Origin of the sequence: Arenibacter sp. F26102, from assembly GCF_023015865.1 — a bacterium.
Lineage (GTDB): Bacteria > Bacteroidota > Bacteroidia > Flavobacteriales > Flavobacteriaceae > Arenibacter.
This window is the reverse complement of record NZ_JALKBC010000002.1, coordinates 124,023-144,404: the sequence shown is the minus strand read 5'-3', so window position 1 is coordinate 144,404 and position 20,382 is coordinate 124,023. Positions and strand designations below refer to the sequence as shown.

Sequence of the window (20,382 nt, the reverse complement as noted above, 5' to 3'; positions counted from 1 at the left end):
TACTATGCGTTTGTCAATTCTACTTTTCTGTATGCTTCCACATTGCCCAAGAATTCTTCTGCATCTTTTAAATATGCTTTCGCAAAGGCTTCCGTTGGTGCATTCTGATTTAATTGAAGTACCATTTTCTCAAATCCTTGCTCCAATTTGAATTTCCCTGAGGCCACAAACAACTTATCAAAATCCTTAATGATACTGATATGTGTATTTACCTTGGTATTTTCAGCTGTCAATAAAGCCTTGGCCGTATTTACCATTGATGAATAGGAATGATAGATACTGGCAGCCCATTTTTCTTCCTCCAAATTTAATTTAGCGGTTTCGATCTTTTCCTCACTATCAAATAATAAAGTGGCGATTAAATCTATTACTACCCCTGCACATTCTCCAACACCAATGGCTTGTTCATATTTTTCAGAAGTACCCCAATCAATAAAATCCGATGCTTCCAAGTTATCCACATCTGACAAGGGCTTTAGAAAATCATAAAAATACATTTGACCTTTTTCCTCATAATAATCCACAAAGGATTTTCCGTTGCTGTTGGCATCATAATCGTTTAGGATAAACCTCAATGCTTCAGGCCCCCTTTTGCTAGGTATCTTAATTACCTTATCGGCAAAACGGCCGTTTCCATCTCCTAAATTACCACCACCCAAAAGCACTTGAAGCGCCGGAGCCACCAATTTATTCTTTGTTCTAACAGACATTCCCTGAAAACCAATATTGGCCATATTGTGCTGTCCACAGGCATTCATACATCCACTAATCTTAATAACCACATCCGGATTGTTGATATAATGGGGGTATTCCGCCTTAATTACCCTTTCCAATTCATCTGCTATTCCAGTACTACTGGCAATACCCAAATTACAGGTATCGGTACCTGGACAAGCTGTAATATCCAATGCGGTATTGTATCCAATATCTGCGAAGCCCAATTTTTCCAACTCTTGATAGAAAAAAGGTATCAGTGATTCCTTCACATAAGGAATCAATATGTTTTGACGCAAACTCAATCTAATTTCACCTGCAGCATATTTTTCTACCAGATCCGCCAATTGTCTGGCTTTTTCTATATAAAAATCGCCCAATAACACCTTTACCCCAATAGCAACATATCCCTGTTGTTTTTGAGGAACCAAGTTGGTAGCCTTCCATTTATCAAAGGCCTTCTGGTCTTTAATGGTTACCTCAGGAGCATTATTCTCTGCAATATTCACACTTGGATAGGCCTCCGCATCTATTTCGTAAGTCTGAACAGGTATTGCCAATTGCTCTTCCTCCAGCAATTGCTTAAATCCATCCAATCCAATATCCTTCAACAAGAATTTCATTCTTGCTTTGGCCCTACTTTTTCTTTCCCCAAATCGATCAAAAACACGAACTACTCCTTCCATTAAAGGAATAATCTTATCTGTAGGTAGAAAAGAATAAATTTCATCTGCATGTCTAGGCTGTGAGCCCAATCCACCACCCAAAAGCACTTTAAATCCTCTTACACCATTCTCTATCTTGGCAATAAACCCAAGATCGTGCATGTACGAAAGACCTGTATCCTCATCCGAGGAAGAAAAGGAAACTTTAAACTTCCTCCCCATTTCCTGACTTATTGGGTTTCTTAAAAAATATTGAAACAAGGCATGTGCATAAGGGGAAACATCGAACGGTTCGTTGACATCTATTCCCGCAGTTTCACTGGCGGTAACGTTTCTCACCGTATTTCCACAGGCTTCCCGGATAGTAATATCATCCTGTTCCAATTGTGCCCATAATTCAGGCGTACGGTTAATATCCACATAATGAATCTGAATATCCTGACGGGTAGTAATATGAAGTCGACCCGTAGAGTATTCCTCGGAAACGTCACATATCCTTCTTAACTGCTGTGAGCTAACTTTCCCATAGGGCAATTTTATACGAATCATTTGGACACCAGGTTGTCTTTGACCATAAATTCCCCTTGCCAATCTTAGACTACGGAATTTCTCCTCATCCAAACTACCGCCTTGAAATTCACGTATCTTAGCTTCCAATGCTATGATATCCTGTTCTACAACCGGGTTTTCCACTTCTGTTCTGAAAGTCCGCATGCTACTTTTATTTTTTATTCAAAATGATTATTAATTTTTTAAAAACCTTTATCCCATGGGGATAATAGATTAAACTGACAACAACACCATACCCTAGGGCACGGAAGGAGGTTTAGTTTATAAACCCGACCCCAGCTGTTGTATTGGATTGATTATCTATTAGGATAAAAGAGCCATTGGTTCGGTGATTCTTGAAAGAATCATAAAAAATTGGCTTATTCAATCTAAAGGTAACCTGTGCTATATCGTTCATTCCCAAAGCAGTGATAGTCGTATCTATACCTGAGTAATCCGGATTAATCTTATGGTGAATGTTCTCCACCTTGGCCAAAACCTTATTCACGCCGTGTTGCACCACGTATTTGCTTCCCACAGTTAAATTTTGGGAATCCATCCAGGAAACCGTAGCCGTAAATTGCTTATCAATAGTTGGCAGGTCACCTACTTTCACCAACATATCTCCCCTGCTTACATTGATCTCATCTTCCAGTGTAATGGTTACGGAAGAACGTCTTGTTGCAGTTTTATATTTTTTGTCGTAGAAATAAATATCCTTGATTTTGGATTTGGTCATTGATGGCAATACCACAACTTCATCACCTACACTCAGCTCACCTCCATATACTTTTCCAGCAAATCCTCTAAAATCATGGAATTCCTCTGTTTTGGGACGTATTACATATTGAACCGGAAATCTTGGGGTACCTACATTGTAAATATCCTTTCTATCCAAAACCTCAAAATGTTCCAAAAGAGTTTGCCCTTTGTACCACGCCATTTTCTCTGACCTGTTTACCACATTGTCACCCTTAAGCGCACTTACGGGAATAAAGGTAATTTTCTGGTCCTGGTAATCGCGCTTACTCATCAGTTCCTCAAAATCGGCTTTGATCTCATTGTATCTTTCCTCAGAATAATCAACCAAGTCCATTTTATTTATGGCAACAATAACATCTTTTATCCTCAATAAGTTATTGATAAAAAAGTGCCTGTTGGTCTGCTCTATCACTCCTTTTCTAGCGTCGATCAAAATAATGGCCGCCTGTGAAGTAGACGCTCCGGTAACCATGTTACGGGTATATTCTACGTGACCAGGGGTATCCGCAATGATATAACTCTTATTGGGTGTAGAGAAATAGATATGAGCTACATCTATAGTAATTCCTTGTTCCCTTTCCGCTACCAAACCATCAGTAGCCAAAGAGAAATCCAGATAATCATATCCTTTTTGCTTACTAGTCTTTTCTATGGCCTCCAACTTATCGTCCGTCAGGGATTTGGTATCATAAAGCAATCTTCCGATCAAGGTACTTTTACCGTCATCCACACTTCCTGCTGTTGCTATTTTTAGTACTTCCATTTCTTTTGTGTTTTGTATTTGACATTGAGATTCCGTTGACAATTTTCACAAGTGCCAACACACTTCAAATGCCTACTTTAAAAGTATCCCTGTTGTTTTCTTTTCTCCATTGCGGCTTCGGAGCGCTTATCATCTATTCTAGCTCCTCTTTCCGAAATCTTGGACTCCCTAATTTCGCCTACTACCTTTTCAATGGTATCTGCGTGGGACAGTACCGCCGAAGTACAACTCATATCTCCAACAGTTCTAAAACGAACCATGCGCTCTTCCACTTTTTCATCCTCTGCACGGAAGACAACGTCATCTTCTGCCGACCATATAAATCCGTCTCTTAGAAAAATCTTTCTCTTGTGCGCAAAATAGATGGAAGGTATTTCTATGTCCTCTTTTTGGATATAGCTCCAAACATCCAATTCTGTCCAATTACTTATTGGAAAAACCCTTACGTTCTGACCCAATTCTATCTGACCGTTCAACATATCGAACAACTCTGGGCGCTGGTTTTTCTCATCCCACTGACCAAAATCATCACGAACCGAAAAGATACGTTCTTTGGCACGGGCCTTTTCTTCATCCCTTCTGGCTCCTCCAATACAGGCATCGAACTTAAATTCCTCAATAGCATCCAACAAGGTAGTAGTCTGTAACATGTTCCTACTGGAGTATTTACCTGTTTCCTCTACCACTTTTCCTTGGTCTATGGAATCCTGTACATTACGAACAATTAATTCCACTCCTAATTCCTTAACCAACTTATCCCTAAAGGCGATGGTTTCCGGAAAATTATGCCCAGTATCAATATGCATTAAAGGGAAGGGTATTTTAGCAGGAAAAAAGGCTTTTTGTGCCAATCTAACCAAAGTAATGGAGTCCTTACCACCCGAAAAAAGCAACACTGGCTTTTCAAATTGAGCCGCAACTTCCCTTAAAATATAAATTGCTTCGTTCTCCAAAGCATTATTGTTCAATACTTCCAATTCATTTGATCCGCTCACGTCTACTAGTGTTTCCAATTCTGATTCTACAATGCTCACAATAATTCTGTATTTAATTGATTTTCCGCCTAAAGAAGCATTCACCAATTGTTAATATTCCTTTCTTAGGTATGCAGTCCACATTCCCGGTTTTCCAAAACCTTGGTGGGATCAAAGTATTTATGCTCGTTAGGCAAATTTCTATCCTTTAGGTAAGCATCCAATTGACTATCATTATAGTGATAGAATGGACTCACCTTCAAAACACCATCGCGACTTAAACTTAAGATATCCAAAGAATCCCTTAATGCTGTCTGTCCTTGCCTAAGATTGGTAAACCATACATCTGGTTTATGCTCCTCCATAGCCCTTCTAAAGGGTTCCAATTTTACCTGTTCCGTAAAAAGCTGATGCCTAGGGTCATCTATACCCGGAATTCCCATTACAGCATCCCTATGAGAGGAAGTTTGTTTGGGAACATATAATTTTACATTTAAATGCAACCTTGCAATAAGTTCTTCTGCATGTTTATATGTATTCGGCGTATTATAACCCGTATCACACCAAACCACAGGAATTTTAGGAGCAACATCGCTTACCGCATGTAAAATAGCCACCTCATAAGGCCTGAAATTTGTTGTCACCAATGGATTCTCGGCATATTGAATAGCCCAGGAAATTATTTCCTCTGGTGGTATACCCTTAAATTGTTGATTTAGTTTGTGTATTTCCTGCTCTGTAAATGCCATTGTCTCTGATTCTTTAAATTCTTTGTATTCTATCTCCTCTACCTTCCCCAACTAATCTTGTTCCATATCCTTTCGTGAAAGAAATACAATATCATCTTGGTAAACAACTCTACAACCCCAATAGAAAATGCAACACTCAAGGTCCCGGTAACGATCCAAGAAATTAATATGGTATCCAACGTTCCAATAATTCTCCAACTAATAGATTTAGCAATACTCCTTTTAGGATTTTCGGTACGCTTATCAGCCTTATAGCTTTTAGTGACAGTACCTGTATTATTATTTGCAATTAATTGTTCAGCAATCATATGACAAAAAAACTTAAATTTATTACCCTATCGATTTAATAGAGTAAGCAAAAATAGAAATATATTTTAGAACACAATAGAAAAAGTTATATAAAATTAAACTTACCCTATAAATTTAGTAGATTAATAAAAATAATGCTGAAATTTTGAAGATTATCGATGTCTTATAACGTAATTTCTTGCGTAATTCAACAATACATATCCCTAATTAGGTAGATTCACCCTTAAGGCACAAGGTCTGCAAGCGTGTTGTTCCTAAAAACTTCCAAGGTGCTATCCCTAACCTGTAACATTAATTTATGAACGGAACAGCTGGCCTCATCCGGGCAGTCCTCGCATTTTTCATAGAAATTTAAACTTACACATGGCACCATGGCAATAGGCCCTTCCAAAACCCTCATGACAGTGGTCATGGGTATATCTTTTGGTTCTTTTATAAGGTAATAACCCCCGCCCTTTCCTTTTTTGGAACCCAGTAGGCCGGTTTTTCGCAAGGTTAGAAGGATACTCTCCAAAAATTTTTGGGAAATATTCTCATGCTTGGCTATTTCAGAAATTTGAACAGGAGTACGCCCTTTTTGAGACGCCAAGAAGGTCAGTGCCTTTAATCCGTATTTGGTCTTTTTGGAAAGCATGCAGCGAAGATAAGGAAAATTAACATTCGCAATTGGACCTGACCTTATTTTACAAAAACAGTTTAGCCCATTGGATAGTCTTCACAATGGAGGCTAGTCCAATGCTTGGGCAATATCCGCAATAATATCATCTATATGCTCCAAGCCAACCGACACTCTGACCATCCCATCTGTAATGCCCGATGACAATCTTTCCTCGATAGACAATTTACTATGCGTTGTAGATGCTGGATGAGTAACTATACTTCTGGAATCCCCTAAATTAGCCGACAAAGACAACATTTTTATAGCATTAAAGAATTTTTGTCCGGCCTCTACCCCTCCTTTTACTTCAAATGCCACAACACAACCACCTGCCTTCATCTGTTTCTTTGCTACCTCGTATTTAGGATGCGATTTTAAAAAAGGGTACTTCACCCAGTTAACCTTAGGGTGCCCTTCCAAGTACTCTGCCAGTTTTAGTGCATTGTCACAATGTTTATCTACTCGCAAGGCCAAGGTTTCCAGACTTTTGGATAGTACCCATGCATTAAATGGTGATAGGGAAGGACCAGTAATCCTGGAAAAGCGATACACCTTATCTATTAGAGCTTTGCTCCCAACTGTAATCCCTGCCAAGACCCTACCTTGCCCGTCCATTAATTTGGTTCCAGAATGGATTACCAAATCGGCCCCAAACTTAATAGGCTGTTGCAAATAAGGCGAAGCAAAGCAATTATCTATAATAAATATTAAATTATGCTTCTTGGCAAATTTGCCCAATTCTTCCAAGTCCAAAACATCCACTCCCGGATTGGTAGGAGTTTCTGCGTAGATAATTTTGGTATTCGGAGTCACCAATTCTTCCAGCTTATCCAATTCATCTATTTTAAAATAGCTGGTAGAAACATTCCATTTAGGAAAAAACTGAGTAAACAAACTATGGGTGGATCCAAAAATACTTCTGGCCGAAATAATATGATCACCACTTTCCAATAAGGCAGCAAAAGTTGAAAACACTGCCGCCATGCCCGATGCAAAGGCGAAACCATCCTCGGCGCCTTCCATCTTACAAACCTTTTCAATAAACTCGGAGGAATTGGGATTGCTATACCTAGAGTAAATATTACGGTCCTTTTCTTCTGCAAAAGAAGCGCGCATATCCTCTGCATCCTCAAAAATAAAACTCGAGGTTAAATATAGAGGCGTTGAATGTTCCAAAAATTGGGTACGTTCTGTCTGAGTGCGTATCGCTTCCGTTTCAAACTTAAAATTCTTCTTCATTATTTCTTATCTATCTAATTCTTATGGTATCCAATGCAAAGGATAAGCTTTTATTTCATATATCGGGTACTATCAATCTCCGACTATCCCCGGTGGCTGAGCGGAGCCGAAGCCACATACAAATTCTTTCATTCTCAAATATTACGGATTTCGACTACGCTCAATCTCCGAATATCAACGGTGGCTGAGCGGAGTCGAAGTCACATGCAAATTCTTTCCTTTTCAACTATGACCGATTTGCACTACGCTCAATCTCCGACATTTCCCCGGTGGCTGAGCGGAGCCGAAGCCACGAACCAATTACTTATTATACTTCTCTTCAATATAATATTTATAGTGGGATTTATTTTTACATTCAGCAAGGCCACTTAATTCAGCTAAATCCCCATTTATCAACACTTCCTTTTTATTACGGCTCCAACCTTGGATTTGCTTTTCACGATAAAATGCCTTATCAATCCTATCATACTCCTCTACGTACACCAACATAACAGGAAGCCTCTTTTTTGTATGGTTGGCCCCCTTACCATCGTTGTGCTCCTTTAACCTCTTGTCCAAATCCACCGTACTACCACAATAATAACTTCCATCTGAGCATTCCAATATATACAAGAAACCTTTCACCTTATATAAAATTAAAACCGTTATATCCGAAATACCTATAATTTCGATTTCGACTACGCTCAATCTCCGACCATCCCCGGTGGCTGAGCGGAGTCGAAGTCACATGCAAATTCTTTCCTTTTCAACTATGACCGATTTCGACTACGCTCAATCTCCGACTATCCCCGGTGGCTGAGCGGAGTCGAAGCCACAGAAATTTAACCTTTTTCCGCTATCCGTAAAATATCCCCAAAAACACCTCTGGCAGTAACTGCCGCGCCTGCACCTGCTCCTTGTATAACCAGTGGATGTTGCCCATAAGATTCCGTATATATTTCAATAATGGAATCGGACCCTTTTATTTGTCCAAGGGCACTCTCTTTGGGAACAGAGATCAATTTCACCTCCAATTTACCCTTTTCTTTTTGTAGGTCTCCTGACAGGTCGCCCACATAGCGCAATACGTGACCTGGTTTTTGAGCCTTCTTTATCGTGCTGAATTTTTCATCCAAAATATCCAATTGTTCCAAAAAGCATTTTACCTCACCATCCTGAAGCGACTCCGGAATTAAATTTTCAATTTGAATATCAGAAAACTCATTGCTGAGATCAAGCTCCCTGGCCAAAATCAATAATTTTCTTCCCACATCATTACCGGAAAGATCCTCACGTGGATCCGGTTCGGTATATCCCAATTCCATCGCTTCCTTTAAAATCACTGAGAACAAGGCATCCTTTTCTGAAAAGGTGTTGAAAATATAACTCAAAGACCCTGAGAAAACCCCTTTTATCCTAGTAATATTCTCTCCAGAAAGATGCAACAACTTAATAGTATCTATCAATGGCAATCCAGCGCCCACATTGGTCTCGTACAAATATTGCTTTTGATGTCTTGCCAGTTCTTCCCTGAGCAACTGATAATAATCGAAACGGAGGGTATTGGCTATCTTATTGGATGAAACCAAATCAAAACCGTTATCCACAAAATCAAAATACGATGCTACAAAGTCTTCGTTGGCCGTATTGTCGACCGCTATAAGGTTCTCCAAATGATTATCCTTGGCAAACTTGAAAATATCGCTTAGTTTATACGGAACTGCCTTGGTCTCCATGGCACTTTTCCAATTTTTTGAGATACCATTCTTGTTCAATAAGACCTTTTTAGAATTGGCAACTGCAAAAACATTGATGTTAATTCCTTTTCTTTTTTCTATTGTCTTGTTGGACTTAAGAATTTGATCAATAAGGGTGCCTCCCACATTTCCATGTCCAAAAATGGCCAGATTTACTTTTTTACTTATACCAAAAATCTGTCCATGCACTACGTTAAGCGCTTTGTGGAGATCTGATTTTTTAACGACCAAACTTACATTCTTACCCGAAATGGTATTGTTAAACAACAATGGAACAACCTGATTCTTTATAAGGGCATTGAAGGGCTTATGGAATGTGCTCAGATCCTGGCCAACAATGGATATAACGGACACCTGATCCACCACAGTAATATTATTTATATCCTGAAGTTTAAAATCGGTTTGAAATTCCTCTTCCAATGAAGTTTTGGCCAAATTGGCATTTTTGGCATCGACCACTAAACCGATTCCTCTTTCAGAAGATCCCTGGGAAATAATACTTACGCTTATGTTATTATTACCCATTGTCCTAAAAATACGTGCATCTACCCCAACCTTGCCCAATAAACCGCGACCTTCCAAATTGATCAACGCCATATTCTCTATGACCGATAAGGATTTTATACCCTCTTTACTGGTTTTGGCACTTATTAAGGTACCTTCATTATCGTTATTGAAGGTATTTAAAATACGTAGTGGAATATTCTTTTCAATTAATGGAATAATCGTCTTTGCATGCAATATATTGGTTCCGAAATTCGCCAGCTCATTGGCTTCACTATAGGAAAGTTCAGAGATTCTTTTTGCCTCGGTCACCAAATCCGGATTGGCCGTAAAAATCCCGTCCACATGAGTGTAGTTCTGCAATTCTTCGGCATTTAGGTAATTGGCCAATAAGGCAGCCGAGTAATTGCTTCCATTTCTTCCCAAGGTTGTGGTTTCATTAAACTCATTGGAGGCTATAAAGCCAGTGGTAACCGCAACGGCATCCAAATCCAATTTCCCGAACTCACTTTTCACATTCTCCTTGGACAAAGTCTCTAAAACTTTTGCATCTCCAAAATTGGAATCCGTTTTAATAAGTTGTCTGGAGTCTATAAATTTTGCATTTACCCCTTTCCCTATAAGCAATTTGGTTACCAATTTTGCCGAGAGCAATTCTCCATATGCCAACACCTGGTCCTTTATCTTAGGGCTATAATCCCCTAACAAGGCTACCCCTTCGAACAATTTAACCAACCCCCTAAATTCTTCCGAGAGATTGACATTGCCATAGGCATGCTGTTGATATTTTTCGAATTCCTCAAAATCCTTTACATAATCCAACCCCTTGGCTGCCTTGTCCAACATGGCTTCCAATTCATCGGTAGCTTTATTCCTTGCGGAGACCACTACTGCAATATTTTCACCCTTCTCCACCTTATCAGTAACAATCCGTAACACTGTATCCAGTCCTTCACCATTGGCCAATGACTTACCGCCGAACTTTAAGACCTTCACCTTTTTAGATCTACCGTTACGATCAAAAACCCCCTTTAACAGCTCTTCCATTTGATTGAATTCGATCAAAAAGGCATCGTGCCCATGAAGGGAATGAATTTCACCATAGGTTACATTACTATTGGCCTGGGCCAATTTCTTAAAGGTATCCTTATTTTCCTGGGCCGTAAAAAACAGATCGGAATCTACCCCAATGATATGGATATTGGTATCGCTATTTTGAAGATTGACAAATGCCTCTTCCCCTTCCCTGTTGATATCAATGGTCTTTAACAATTGATTCATTAATTTATAGGCAGACAATTGAAAACGCTCCTGTAACTTCTTTCCGTGGTGTGTTAACCAACTCTCTACATTGAACACTTTCAGTTCTTCATTTGTACTTCTTTTGAAGCGCTCTTTAAATGATTCAGGTGTCCTATAACAAAGCATGGCATGCATACGCGCATCATGTACAGGTTGTTTGGAATTCACCAAAAACTGTTCCTGTATCTGACAGTTGGCAATAAGCCAGTCTGTAGATTTCCAATCGGATGCCACTGGAATAAGATGTTCGGTTAAATGGGGATTCAAAGCCGCCATTTCCCAAGCAATACCGCCTCCCAAGGAACCGCCAATAAGGGCGTAAACCTTACTTATTTTTAAGGCCTCCAATCCCAAAAGAAAAATTTTGGCAATGTCCTTGGCCACAAAATCCTTATAATTTTCTATAACAAATCCATCATATCCATTTCCAGGAATATTAAAGGAAAGAATGGTATATTTCTTAGTATCAATACATTTGCCATCCCCGATCAAAGTCGTCCACCAGCCATTCTCACCAGCCACATCAGAATTACCTGTAAGGGCATGGTTTACCAGAACAATTGGTCCGGAATGCAGGGGAAGTCCAAAGACCTCGTAGGACAAATTAATATCCAAGGTTTTGCCACTATAGGTAACGTATTTATTAATTGAAAGATGATGTAACATAAATTGATTGTACTAATAATTATTCTTGAAAGAACACGGTCATTGATTTTATAATAATATGGGAGTGCAGAAATTAATATCAAAAATATAACGACACTCCCACATTACTTTATCAATAATTATAAATGGAAATAAAATAATTTTTACGCTAATACAGATTTATCGATGGTTGAAAATGCCTGCACCAAATCTGCCTTTATATCCTCAATATCCTCCAAACCTACACAAAGACGTATCAAATCTTTTGTAACTCCAGTTGTTTGTTGGGCATTGTCATCCAATTGTTGGTGAGTCGTACTTGCTGGGTGGATAATTAAAGATTTGGTGTCCCCTATATTGGCCAATAAAGAAAACAACTTGGTTTCATCAACAACTTTTTTCGCCGACTCATATCCTCCTTTAACACCAAAGGTCACAATTCCACTTTGACCGTTTGGAAGATATTTCTTTGCCAAGGAATAGTAAGGACTTGTTTGTAGTCCAGGGTAGTTTACCCATGCCACCTCTTTTCTGTCCTGTAACCATTTTGCCAATTCCAATGCATTTTCACTATGTTTTTTGATACGCAGTTCCAATGTTTCCAAACCTTGAATAATCTGAAAGGCATTAAACGGGCTCAAGGCTGCACCAAGATCTCTTAAACCTTCTATTCTAACTTTTGCAATAAAGGCTGCAGCTCCCAAGGCATCGTGATAAACCAATCCATGATATCCTGCGGATGGCTCTGTAAATTCCGGAAATTTCCCGCTACTCCAATCAAAGGTACCGGCATCAACAATAACACCTCCCATAGAAGTACCATTTCCGTTTATATATTTCGTAAGGGAATGGATTACAATATTTGCCCCGTGTTCAATAGGTTTTACCAAGGCACTTGTAGCCACCGTATTATCTACTATAAAAGGAATTTTTGCCTTTTTCGCTACTCCGGATATCGCTTTTAGGTCCAGTACATCCAATTTTGGATTCCCTAAAGATTCCACGAAAATGGCTCTTGTATTTTCTTGAATGGCATTGGTAAAATTATCTTCGTCCCCAGGCTCAACAAAAGTGGTTGTAATTCCCAATCTAGGTAACGTCACCGCAAATAAATTATAAGTACCTCCATAAAGACTACTGGAAGCAACAATATGGTCACCGGTTTTCAACAATACCAATAAGGCTGTTGAAATTGCCGCAGTACCAGAAGCGGTAACTACACTTGCAAGACCACCTTCCAAAGCTGCCAAACGCTGCTCTAGTATATCATTTGTTGGGTTGTTAAGTCTGGTATAAATAAATCCAGGTTCTGATAAATTAAAAAGATTGGCCGCATGGTCAGAATTATTGAAGACATAGGCGGTATTCTGATAAATGGGCACAGCCCTGGTACCTGCCGTTGATTTTGTGTCATGTCCTGCATGCAAAGCGTTTGTTGAAAATTTTTGAGTACTCATGATTTCTTGTTTTTTTTATATTATTAAAATAGATAAAATAAAAAGCCAAAACAAATAATGCGGACAATGCAATATTATAAAATCAAAAAGTTAAAAAGAAAATCAATTACAGAAGTAACCGTTAGCGTTATCTGCCATGGATACTGCAAAAAAAATCCAATTTTCCTTGGAGCAGTATTTAGGTAGAATTTAGCACCTTCTTTAATAAAAGATCAAAGGGTTGCTAAGGCTTCAAAGGGTCTATTCCCTCCACCTTTCTTGATAACAATTCAATAAGTGTTTGAACTTTAGGTTTGCAAATATAGGTATGGAAAATTCTTTTTTCCTAATCTTTTCAATAAAATTATAAATCGAAAGCTTGTTTCACCAAATCAACGGCATCCAATTTCTCCCAAGTAAATAATTCCACTTCTTTTTCTACACGTCCATTATAAGGCGATAGGAAAATTTTGACCTTGGTTATTGGCTCCTTGCCCATATGGCCGTAGGCCGCAGTTTCCAAATAAATTGGATTTCTAAGTTTTAAACGATCCTCAATGGCAAATGGACGCATATCAAACAATTGCGCAACTTTTTTTGCAATCTCACCGTCACTCATACCAACTTTTGAAGTCCCATAGGTATCCACAAATATTGAAGTTGGTTCCACAACACCAATGGCGTAACTTACCTGAACCAACATTTCATCGGCAACACCTGCAGCCACAAGGTTTTTGGCGGCATGTCTTGCCGCATAAGCTGCACTACGATCCACTTTACTGGGGTCCTTTCCACTGAAGGCACCACCACCATGGGCTCCTTTGCCTCCATAGGTATCCACGATAATCTTCCTTCCGGTTAAACCTGTATCGCCATGCGGACCACCAATTACAAATTTCCCTGTTGGGTTTATATGATATTTTATAGTATCATTAAACAACTTTTGGATATTCTCCGGCAATTGCTCCTTTACCCTTGGAATTAGAATAGAGATAATATCCTTTTTAATTTTGGCCAACATTAATTCATCGTCCTTATCAAACTCATCATGTTGGGTAGATACTACAATGGTGTCTATCCGTTGCGGTACATTATCATCGGAATACTCTATAGTAACCTGTGCCTTGGCATCCGGTCTCAGGTAGGTTATGACATCGCCCACCCTTCTCAAATCTGCCAAAACTTGTAATATTTTATGTGAAATATCCAAGGCCAATGGCATATAATTGTCCGTTTCCTTGGTTGCATAGCCGAACATCATACCTTGATCCCCCGCGCCTTGTTCTTCCTTTGAACCACGATCCACCCCTTGGTTAATCTCTTTGGACTGCTCATGGATCAACGATATTACGCCGCAAGAATCTCCACTGAATTTATAATCACCATTGGTATAACCTATCTTGTTGATGACATCGCGTGCTATTTGCTGAACATCAAGATAGGTGTGACTCTTAACTTCCCCGGCCAAAACAACTTGACCTGTGGTCACCAAAGTTTCACAAGCCACCTTACTTTCCGAGTCAAAAGCCAAAAAATTATCCAATAACGCATCACTAATTTGATCCGCTATCTTATCTGGATGTCCTTCACTAACCGATTCTGATGTAAATAAATATGCCATAAATCCTTTCTAAATAAAAAATTAATAAGAATTTGACGAAGCATACTAAAGAAGAGTGGATGTTACTGCTCATATAAAGCGTAAACAACATAAACTGCTTTAGCATTTTGTTATGCCGAACCTATTTCAGCACTTGAGGTTGCAATCAGTCAAATCCTTCCTCGATATTTTAGCGTACAAAAGTACAAGAATTCTTGACGTATCTAAAAATGTTTAACAACTATTTTAAAATTGAGGCAGATTCGACTTATAAATCATACTTTACGGTAAACAAGACATACCGTGGTTGAATAAAATAAGACGAAGTGGTAAAATACAACTCATTGGTACTATCCCTGTTCAGCGTTGATGTATCCAAAAGGTTTGTGCCCTTAATTCCAAATTCCCATGGACTATCTTTTTTCTGATAGGATAGATTACCCTCCAAAAAGCTATAGGTATTATCAATGGTATTTTCCTTGTCACTGTACTTATAGTAATCATAATCCAAGGTAAATATGAAGCTCTTCAGAAAGGAGGCATCAAACTTGGCGAAAGGTCTGCTAGTGTAATAAGTGGTAGCCCGGCCCCCGTTATCATAGTTATTTACAGAATACCTATACCCCAGTTCCAAATTGGGGGCATTTCTAAAATTGGTTGCCAAGGAAGACGTATAGTTTTGTGTAAAGGATTCCGATTTTCTCGGTTCCAGATCCACAATATTATTAGTGGTAGACCATGAAATATTTGCCCCTACAGACGCCTTTATTTTTCCAAAAGTCCGTTGATACCTCCCATTGGCACTTAGGGATTCATCTTCCAAATTTGAGTTTATAGTGGTTCCTATCCTATTAATTCCAATTATTTCCGAGGAACTTTTAAGAGCATCTATGCGCTTGGTATAAGTAACATTACCGAAGATGTTGGTGAAATTAAACATATTGAAACTAAAAAAATTCAAGGATAAATTATGGTTTAAAGCGCTTTCCAGGTCCCTATTTCCAGAATAAACTGAATTATAGTTATTGAGAACATATGCTTCTGCGAAATTATTAACATCCGTAAAAGATCTTGAAACCCTATAATTAAATCGAATGTTTTCTGATTTTTTGAGTTGTGCGTTAATATATAGATCGGGCAGCAAAGCCGTTAGATTATCCTCCACGGTAGTCCCCAACTGGGTGTTTTTAGTTCCGTATTGATGCAATGTAGCTCCAGGATTAAAGGTGAAAATCCCAGCAATTACCTTGTAATGAAATCCCAAATACAAATCCGAAACATTATAGGTAACGTCATTGTTAAATTCGTCATCGGTAAAATTCAAACTTTCTCCGCCATCCAATATTTGGAAAATATCCGAATCGAAATTTTGACGACTCTGTGTGGTCCCCAAGGTAAAGTTCAAATTACTTTTCATACCCGTAACCAAATAGTAGTCCACCTTGGCGTCCACCTTGTTGGTTATAGTATTTTTACCTTGGTTTAGGTTATAAATATTCTGACCCTCATCTACAGGAAATAAATCCGTAAATGCAAAATTATCTCTTATGGCATTATAAAAGGGATCCTCATCCTGATAAATATGTTGGGCCTCAAAAGCGATGATATTCTTTGCATTTAATGAGGTATAATAAATATTGGCATTCTGACTAACCGAAATAGGCTTTTGTTTCTTAGTTTCCGTAATTTCATCCGTAATATTGGAAATGGAAAGCACATTTTCCACTTCATAGTCATCCGACTTCTTTAAAAGTACATCGTAATCAAATTGGAACCTATCATTAGGCTTGTACATGGAACTAAATTTCGCCAATCCCAAATGAGCGGTTTGATCTGTTGCCGTAGTAGCATCTTCCGTCTCGTTGGAGGAAATGTATACTCTTCGTGTTTGGTTTTCCATCAAGGTCCCTGTATAGGAATAAATACCAAACCCACTTAAATCCCAATTTTCTTTGGGAGAGTAACTAAAGTTGACAGCAGCAAACTTGGTATTAATATTCTTGGCCCTATTATTTTGTAGACTGGAAAGTCCCAAACCATCGCCACCAATATCTATTGAACTTCCACTTGTGCTGCCCAAGTTTCTAAATCCTCCGGTAAAACTCTGGTAATCCCTTCTATTAAAGGGAGCTTCCCCTATATTATTTAAATCTGTAATAATGTTAATACTATAATCAGGACTGTAATAAAACAGTTTTGGATGGGCCAAATAACTATCATTGGTACCATAGCCTGCCGTAATTTCGCCAAACCAGAACCTCTTTTTTCCTTCCTTGAGTTTTATATTTAGGGCCACATTGTCCGTATCATTGGTAAGGCCCTTCATTTGGGTTACTTCATTAAAATTTCTCAGCACTTCTATTTTATCCAATGCATTGGCCGGAATATTTTCGGCTGCCAATTTGGAATCCCCGTCAAAAAAATCTTTGCCCTCTACCATTACCTTGGTAACCCTTTTACCTTCTACCTCTATTTGCCCATCATCATTTATTTCCACCCCGGGCAGATTGGCCAGCACATCCTTTAGCTTCTTTTCGGTACCGGTTACAAAGGAATCCGTGTCGTATACTATGGTATCTCCCTTGACCGATATAGGCATCTCATACGTTACCTCTACCTCATCCAGTTGATTGGTTTGTTCACGTAGAACAATATCTTTATTAACATTGTTCGTAGGTGCCGTAAAAGAGAATTCCTCCGTCTTAAAACCCAAATAACTAACACGAACATCAAATTTTGCACCCGATTTTAAATTTAATTTGTACAATCCACTATGATTCGTAATACCATAAGATTCCAGCGCCTTGGTTTCCGTATTTATCGCAATAACATTAGCCATATCGATTCCCACTCCTATAGAATCCTTAACTGTTCCCGTTAGGGTAATTTCTTGGCCAAAAGCTGCCGATAGCGCAAAAAAAGCTACTAGTACCAAATAAAAATTCTTATTGTACATCTATAAAAAATTAAAACACCAAAATGATTGATTGTAAAAAAAAGTCTAACAGTTTATTAAGGCCTTCCACCTCCGCCTCTATTACCACCACCGCGACGGAAATTCTGACTCATCTCCGCCATCTTTTCCTTGGAAATTTTATCATATTCTTCTTGGGTAACCGTCTTCCCTTTACTGGGAGCCTTTATCTCTTTCCTCTCCGTAGGATTGAGTACTAATTTTGTACAAAGTATAACCGTAATATCATCCTTTACTTCCAGAATAAGGCCAGGAAGCCCCCAATACTCACCAGGACCTTGATTCACAGGAACATCCGGAGCATACCAAGCTGTAACCTCGATTTCCTTTTCTGTAAATTCGGATTCCTTATTTTCATTATTGCCCCCTCCCCTACGAAAAATTGCCCGCATATTAGGTCTCTTTATAGTCTTGGTCGCCGTAGCTTTAAAGGCTGTATAATTTCCAATCTGTTTTGACTCTCCTCCAAGTTTCCAGTCCAATTTTGGCAATTGATCATCGACCAAAAAAATCTTTCCAAAAAGTTCATTTTTAACTAAATACCTACCTTCTTTCACATCTTTGTAATAATCGCCACCGGCTCCCGACATCATTCCAAATCGTCTACCTCCCCTGTCGTTACCTGGTTGCTCCAATCTTTCCTCTTCCTTATAGATCGATGTGGATTTATCAAAGGTTAAAATATAGGTCTTCTCATTAGCTTCCTTCATCCTTTGCATTATTTCCTTTTTTCTATCCTCCGGGATTTGCCTGCCTTCAAAATCCATATTTACGGTGGTCTTGCTAAAGTAGGTGGCTTCGCCCTGAAAATCTTGAGCATAAATTCCAATGTGTGAAACTAATAGCATCAAGGAGAAAAAATAGAAACTTTTCATTATTTTACGTTTTATATCAAGCTTAAGACTGCAACAATTTGATTTGGTTTAATCCGAAATCAATAAAAAATACAATTATCCTTTTACATAAGTTTTTTATCGGATATTCTCACAAAGATTTTAACATGCACCCGATATCTTGTATATTGTACCACTTATTTATAAGTGCGCATAACACTAACCATAATTACACAATCTATGCATATCGCCGTTGCAGGAAATATTGGGGCTGGCAAAACCACCTTGACAAGATTATTATCCAAACACTACCAATGGGAGGCCCAATTTGAAGATGTAGTTGACAATCCGTATCTGGACGACTTTTACAATCAAATGGAAAGATGGAGCTTTAATCTCCAGATTTACTTTTTAAATAATAGATATAGACAAATATTACAGATCAGGAAAAGTGGTAAGGACACTATCCAAGATCGTACCATCTACGAGGATGCACATATTTTTGCGCCAAACCTCCATGCCATGGGTTTAATGACGAATAGGGATTTTAACAATTATACCAGTCTTTTTGAATTAATGGAAACTTTGGTACAACCACCAGACTTATTAATTTATTTAAGAAGTTCCATTCCCAATTTGGTAAATCAAATTCACAAACGCGGACGTGAATACGAGAATAGCATTTCCATAGACTACTTAAGTAGATTGAACGAGCGGTATGAGGCATGGGCTCAAAGTTACGGGAAGGGCAATCTCCTGGTCATAGATGTTGACAAACTTAATTTTGTGGACGAACCTGAAGATTTAGGATTGGTAATCAATAAAATAGATGCCGAGATCAACGGCTTATTTTAAACCTGAACACTGCTCCTCTACATTAGGAATAAATATTTGTTGAATGTAGAAGAAGGTACTTTATAACAAGAGAAAAAGCTTATTTCAACATAATCAATCCATTTGCCCTAGCATGTTGTATGGCTTGATCACTATCCTCCACCAAAAGTACCGGTATGGCCTTATACTCCCTGAATAGTCCCGTTACCCTTAACATTTTCTTTTTATGCTTAACACTGCGTAGATAAATAGCCTCGATCCTATCCGGAAACATTTTGGCAATTTCCAAATAGATATCGGCATCTTTCTCACCACTATCTCCAATAAGCACAAAGGAAAGTGCTGGATAGGTTTTTAGAATATTTAAAATTTCGTTGATTTTATGCGGGCGATCGTCCGGCCCTTGCAACTTGTTTCTTCTAAAAAAAGCACTAAGGCTTCGCAGTAAAATGGGACCTTTTGGAAAATTATTACTCCTTAAAAAAAATTCCAGATATAGATATAAGTTCCAAGGACTGTTACTTACGTAAAAAATAGGGTTCGATTTTTGTCCTGAAGCCCCCCTATGCAACAAGTGATAGAATTCCGGCGCCCCGGCCAAAGGAATCCTTCTTTCAGGAGTTTTTAAGAAAGTGTTGTACAAAACCCGCCATTTCAATAAGGACACCATCCCAGTTTGCAGAATAGTATCATCAATATCACTAATAACCCCAAAATCTGAATCCGGAGAAGGAATCAACATTTCACCTGGAAATCGATTTTCAAGTTGGATACTTCTTTTTATATATTTTTCGCCATAGGAAACCTCAAATGCCAACCACCCTTCCTCATTACACATAAATTCCAGATCGGTTTTACCCAAGGACAGTAAAAAATAGCCTTCCCCATCTGTTTTAAACTCATGAACAACGCCATTGGGAAGCTTCAATATTAAAGGGCAATTCCCAATAACATCTGTCTCGAAACGTTTCCAAGAATTAATCAAAAGGTGGATAAAGTTCTTTTTTGTAAGATCTATATTTTCATCCTCAAGGGCACGCCCCTTGACGTATAATTGCGTGTTGGAGCCATAGGATTGAAAAACAATAATCTGTAAGGGGTCTCGGCGTCTAAACAATCCCATAGCTCAAAAATAT

Annotated in this window: 15 protein-coding genes and 1 riboswitch; of the genes, 1 reads left to right on the top strand and 14 read right to left on the bottom strand. The window is 38.6% G+C overall.

Annotated elements, in window-relative coordinates:
* Positions 1-2: 2 nt before the first annotated feature.
* The 13 genes from MWU78_RS03095 to MWU78_RS03035 all read right to left on the bottom strand — a co-directional run bounded on the left by MWU78_RS03095 (position 3) and on the right by MWU78_RS03035 (position 18,454).
* Positions 3-2,093, bottom strand: coding sequence for a HEPN domain-containing protein (locus MWU78_RS03095; RefSeq protein WP_246994897.1), 2,091 nt, complete (start codon positions 2,091-2,093; stop codon positions 3-5).
* Between the two features lie 112 nt (positions 2,094-2,205).
* Positions 2,206-3,453: a GTP-binding protein gene (locus MWU78_RS03090; protein WP_246994895.1), complete on the bottom strand. Its 1,248-nt coding sequence runs from the start codon at positions 3,451-3,453 to the stop codon at positions 2,206-2,208.
* A 77-nt stretch (positions 3,454-3,530) separates the two neighbouring features.
* Positions 3,531-4,421, bottom strand: coding sequence for a sulfate adenylyltransferase subunit CysD (gene cysD, locus MWU78_RS03085; RefSeq protein WP_187582784.1), 891 nt, complete (start codon positions 4,419-4,421; stop codon positions 3,531-3,533).
* 131 nt (positions 4,422-4,552) lie between these two features.
* On the bottom strand, positions 4,553-5,176 hold the full coding sequence (locus MWU78_RS03080; RefSeq protein WP_246994893.1) for a phosphoadenosine phosphosulfate reductase family protein: 624 nt from the start codon (positions 5,174-5,176) through the stop codon (positions 4,553-4,555).
* Between the two features lie 38 nt (positions 5,177-5,214).
* A complete protein-coding gene (locus tag MWU78_RS03075; protein ID WP_246994891.1) occupies positions 5,215-5,484 on the bottom strand; it encodes a DUF2061 domain-containing protein in 270 nt (89 codons plus the stop codon).
* A gap of 224 nt (positions 5,485-5,708) precedes the next feature.
* Positions 5,709-6,119: an Rrf2 family transcriptional regulator gene (locus MWU78_RS03070; protein ID WP_246994889.1), complete on the bottom strand. Its 411-nt coding sequence runs from the start codon at positions 6,117-6,119 to the stop codon at positions 5,709-5,711.
* 93 nt (positions 6,120-6,212) lie between these two features.
* Positions 6,213-7,382: an aminotransferase class I/II-fold pyridoxal phosphate-dependent enzyme gene (locus MWU78_RS03065; RefSeq protein ID WP_246994887.1), complete on the bottom strand. Its 1,170-nt coding sequence runs from the start codon at positions 7,380-7,382 to the stop codon at positions 6,213-6,215.
* A gap of 300 nt (positions 7,383-7,682) precedes the next feature.
* Positions 7,683-8,006, bottom strand: coding sequence for a GIY-YIG nuclease family protein (locus MWU78_RS03060; protein ID WP_246994884.1), 324 nt, complete (start codon positions 8,004-8,006; stop codon positions 7,683-7,685).
* Positions 8,007-8,203: 197 nt separating this feature from the next.
* A complete protein-coding gene (gene thrA, locus MWU78_RS03055) occupies positions 8,204-11,590 on the bottom strand; it encodes a bifunctional aspartate kinase/homoserine dehydrogenase I (protein WP_246994882.1) in 3,387 nt (1,128 codons plus the stop codon).
* 143 nt (positions 11,591-11,733) lie between these two features.
* A complete protein-coding gene (locus tag MWU78_RS03050; RefSeq protein WP_246994880.1) occupies positions 11,734-13,026 on the bottom strand; it encodes an O-acetylhomoserine aminocarboxypropyltransferase/cysteine synthase family protein in 1,293 nt (430 codons plus the stop codon).
* A 157-nt stretch (positions 13,027-13,183) separates the two neighbouring features.
* A riboswitch (SAM riboswitch) is annotated at positions 13,184-13,294 on the bottom strand.
* 75 nt (positions 13,295-13,369) lie between these two features.
* Entirely contained in the window at positions 13,370-14,626 is a 1,257-nt protein-coding gene (gene metK, locus MWU78_RS03045; RefSeq protein WP_246994877.1) for a methionine adenosyltransferase, read from the bottom strand.
* 247 nt (positions 14,627-14,873) lie between these two features.
* Positions 14,874-17,561 carry a carboxypeptidase-like regulatory domain-containing protein gene (locus tag MWU78_RS03040; RefSeq protein WP_246994875.1) on the bottom strand — a complete coding sequence of 896 codons (2,688 nt, stop codon included), beginning with the start codon at positions 17,559-17,561 and terminating at the stop codon, positions 14,874-14,876.
* 56 nt (positions 17,562-17,617) lie between these two features.
* The gene (locus MWU78_RS03035; RefSeq protein ID WP_246994873.1) at positions 17,618-18,454 is read right to left on the bottom strand and encodes a GLPGLI family protein; all 837 of its coding nucleotides are present in this window, start codon (positions 18,452-18,454) and stop codon (positions 17,618-17,620) included.
* Positions 18,455-18,652: 198 nt separating this feature from the next.
* Here MWU78_RS03035 and MWU78_RS03030 point away from each other — a divergent pair, with 198 nt between their 5' ends.
* Positions 18,653-19,267: a deoxynucleoside kinase gene (locus tag MWU78_RS03030; protein WP_246994871.1), complete on the top strand. Its 615-nt coding sequence runs from the start codon at positions 18,653-18,655 to the stop codon at positions 19,265-19,267.
* Positions 19,268-19,346: 79 nt separating this feature from the next.
* On the opposite strand, the gene MWU78_RS03025 is transcribed toward MWU78_RS03030, so the two are convergent.
* Positions 19,347-20,369, bottom strand: a complete 1,023-nt coding sequence (locus tag MWU78_RS03025) for a phosphatase domain-containing protein (RefSeq protein WP_246994869.1) — start codon at positions 20,367-20,369, stop codon at positions 19,347-19,349.
* Positions 20,370-20,382: the final 13 nt, after the last annotated feature.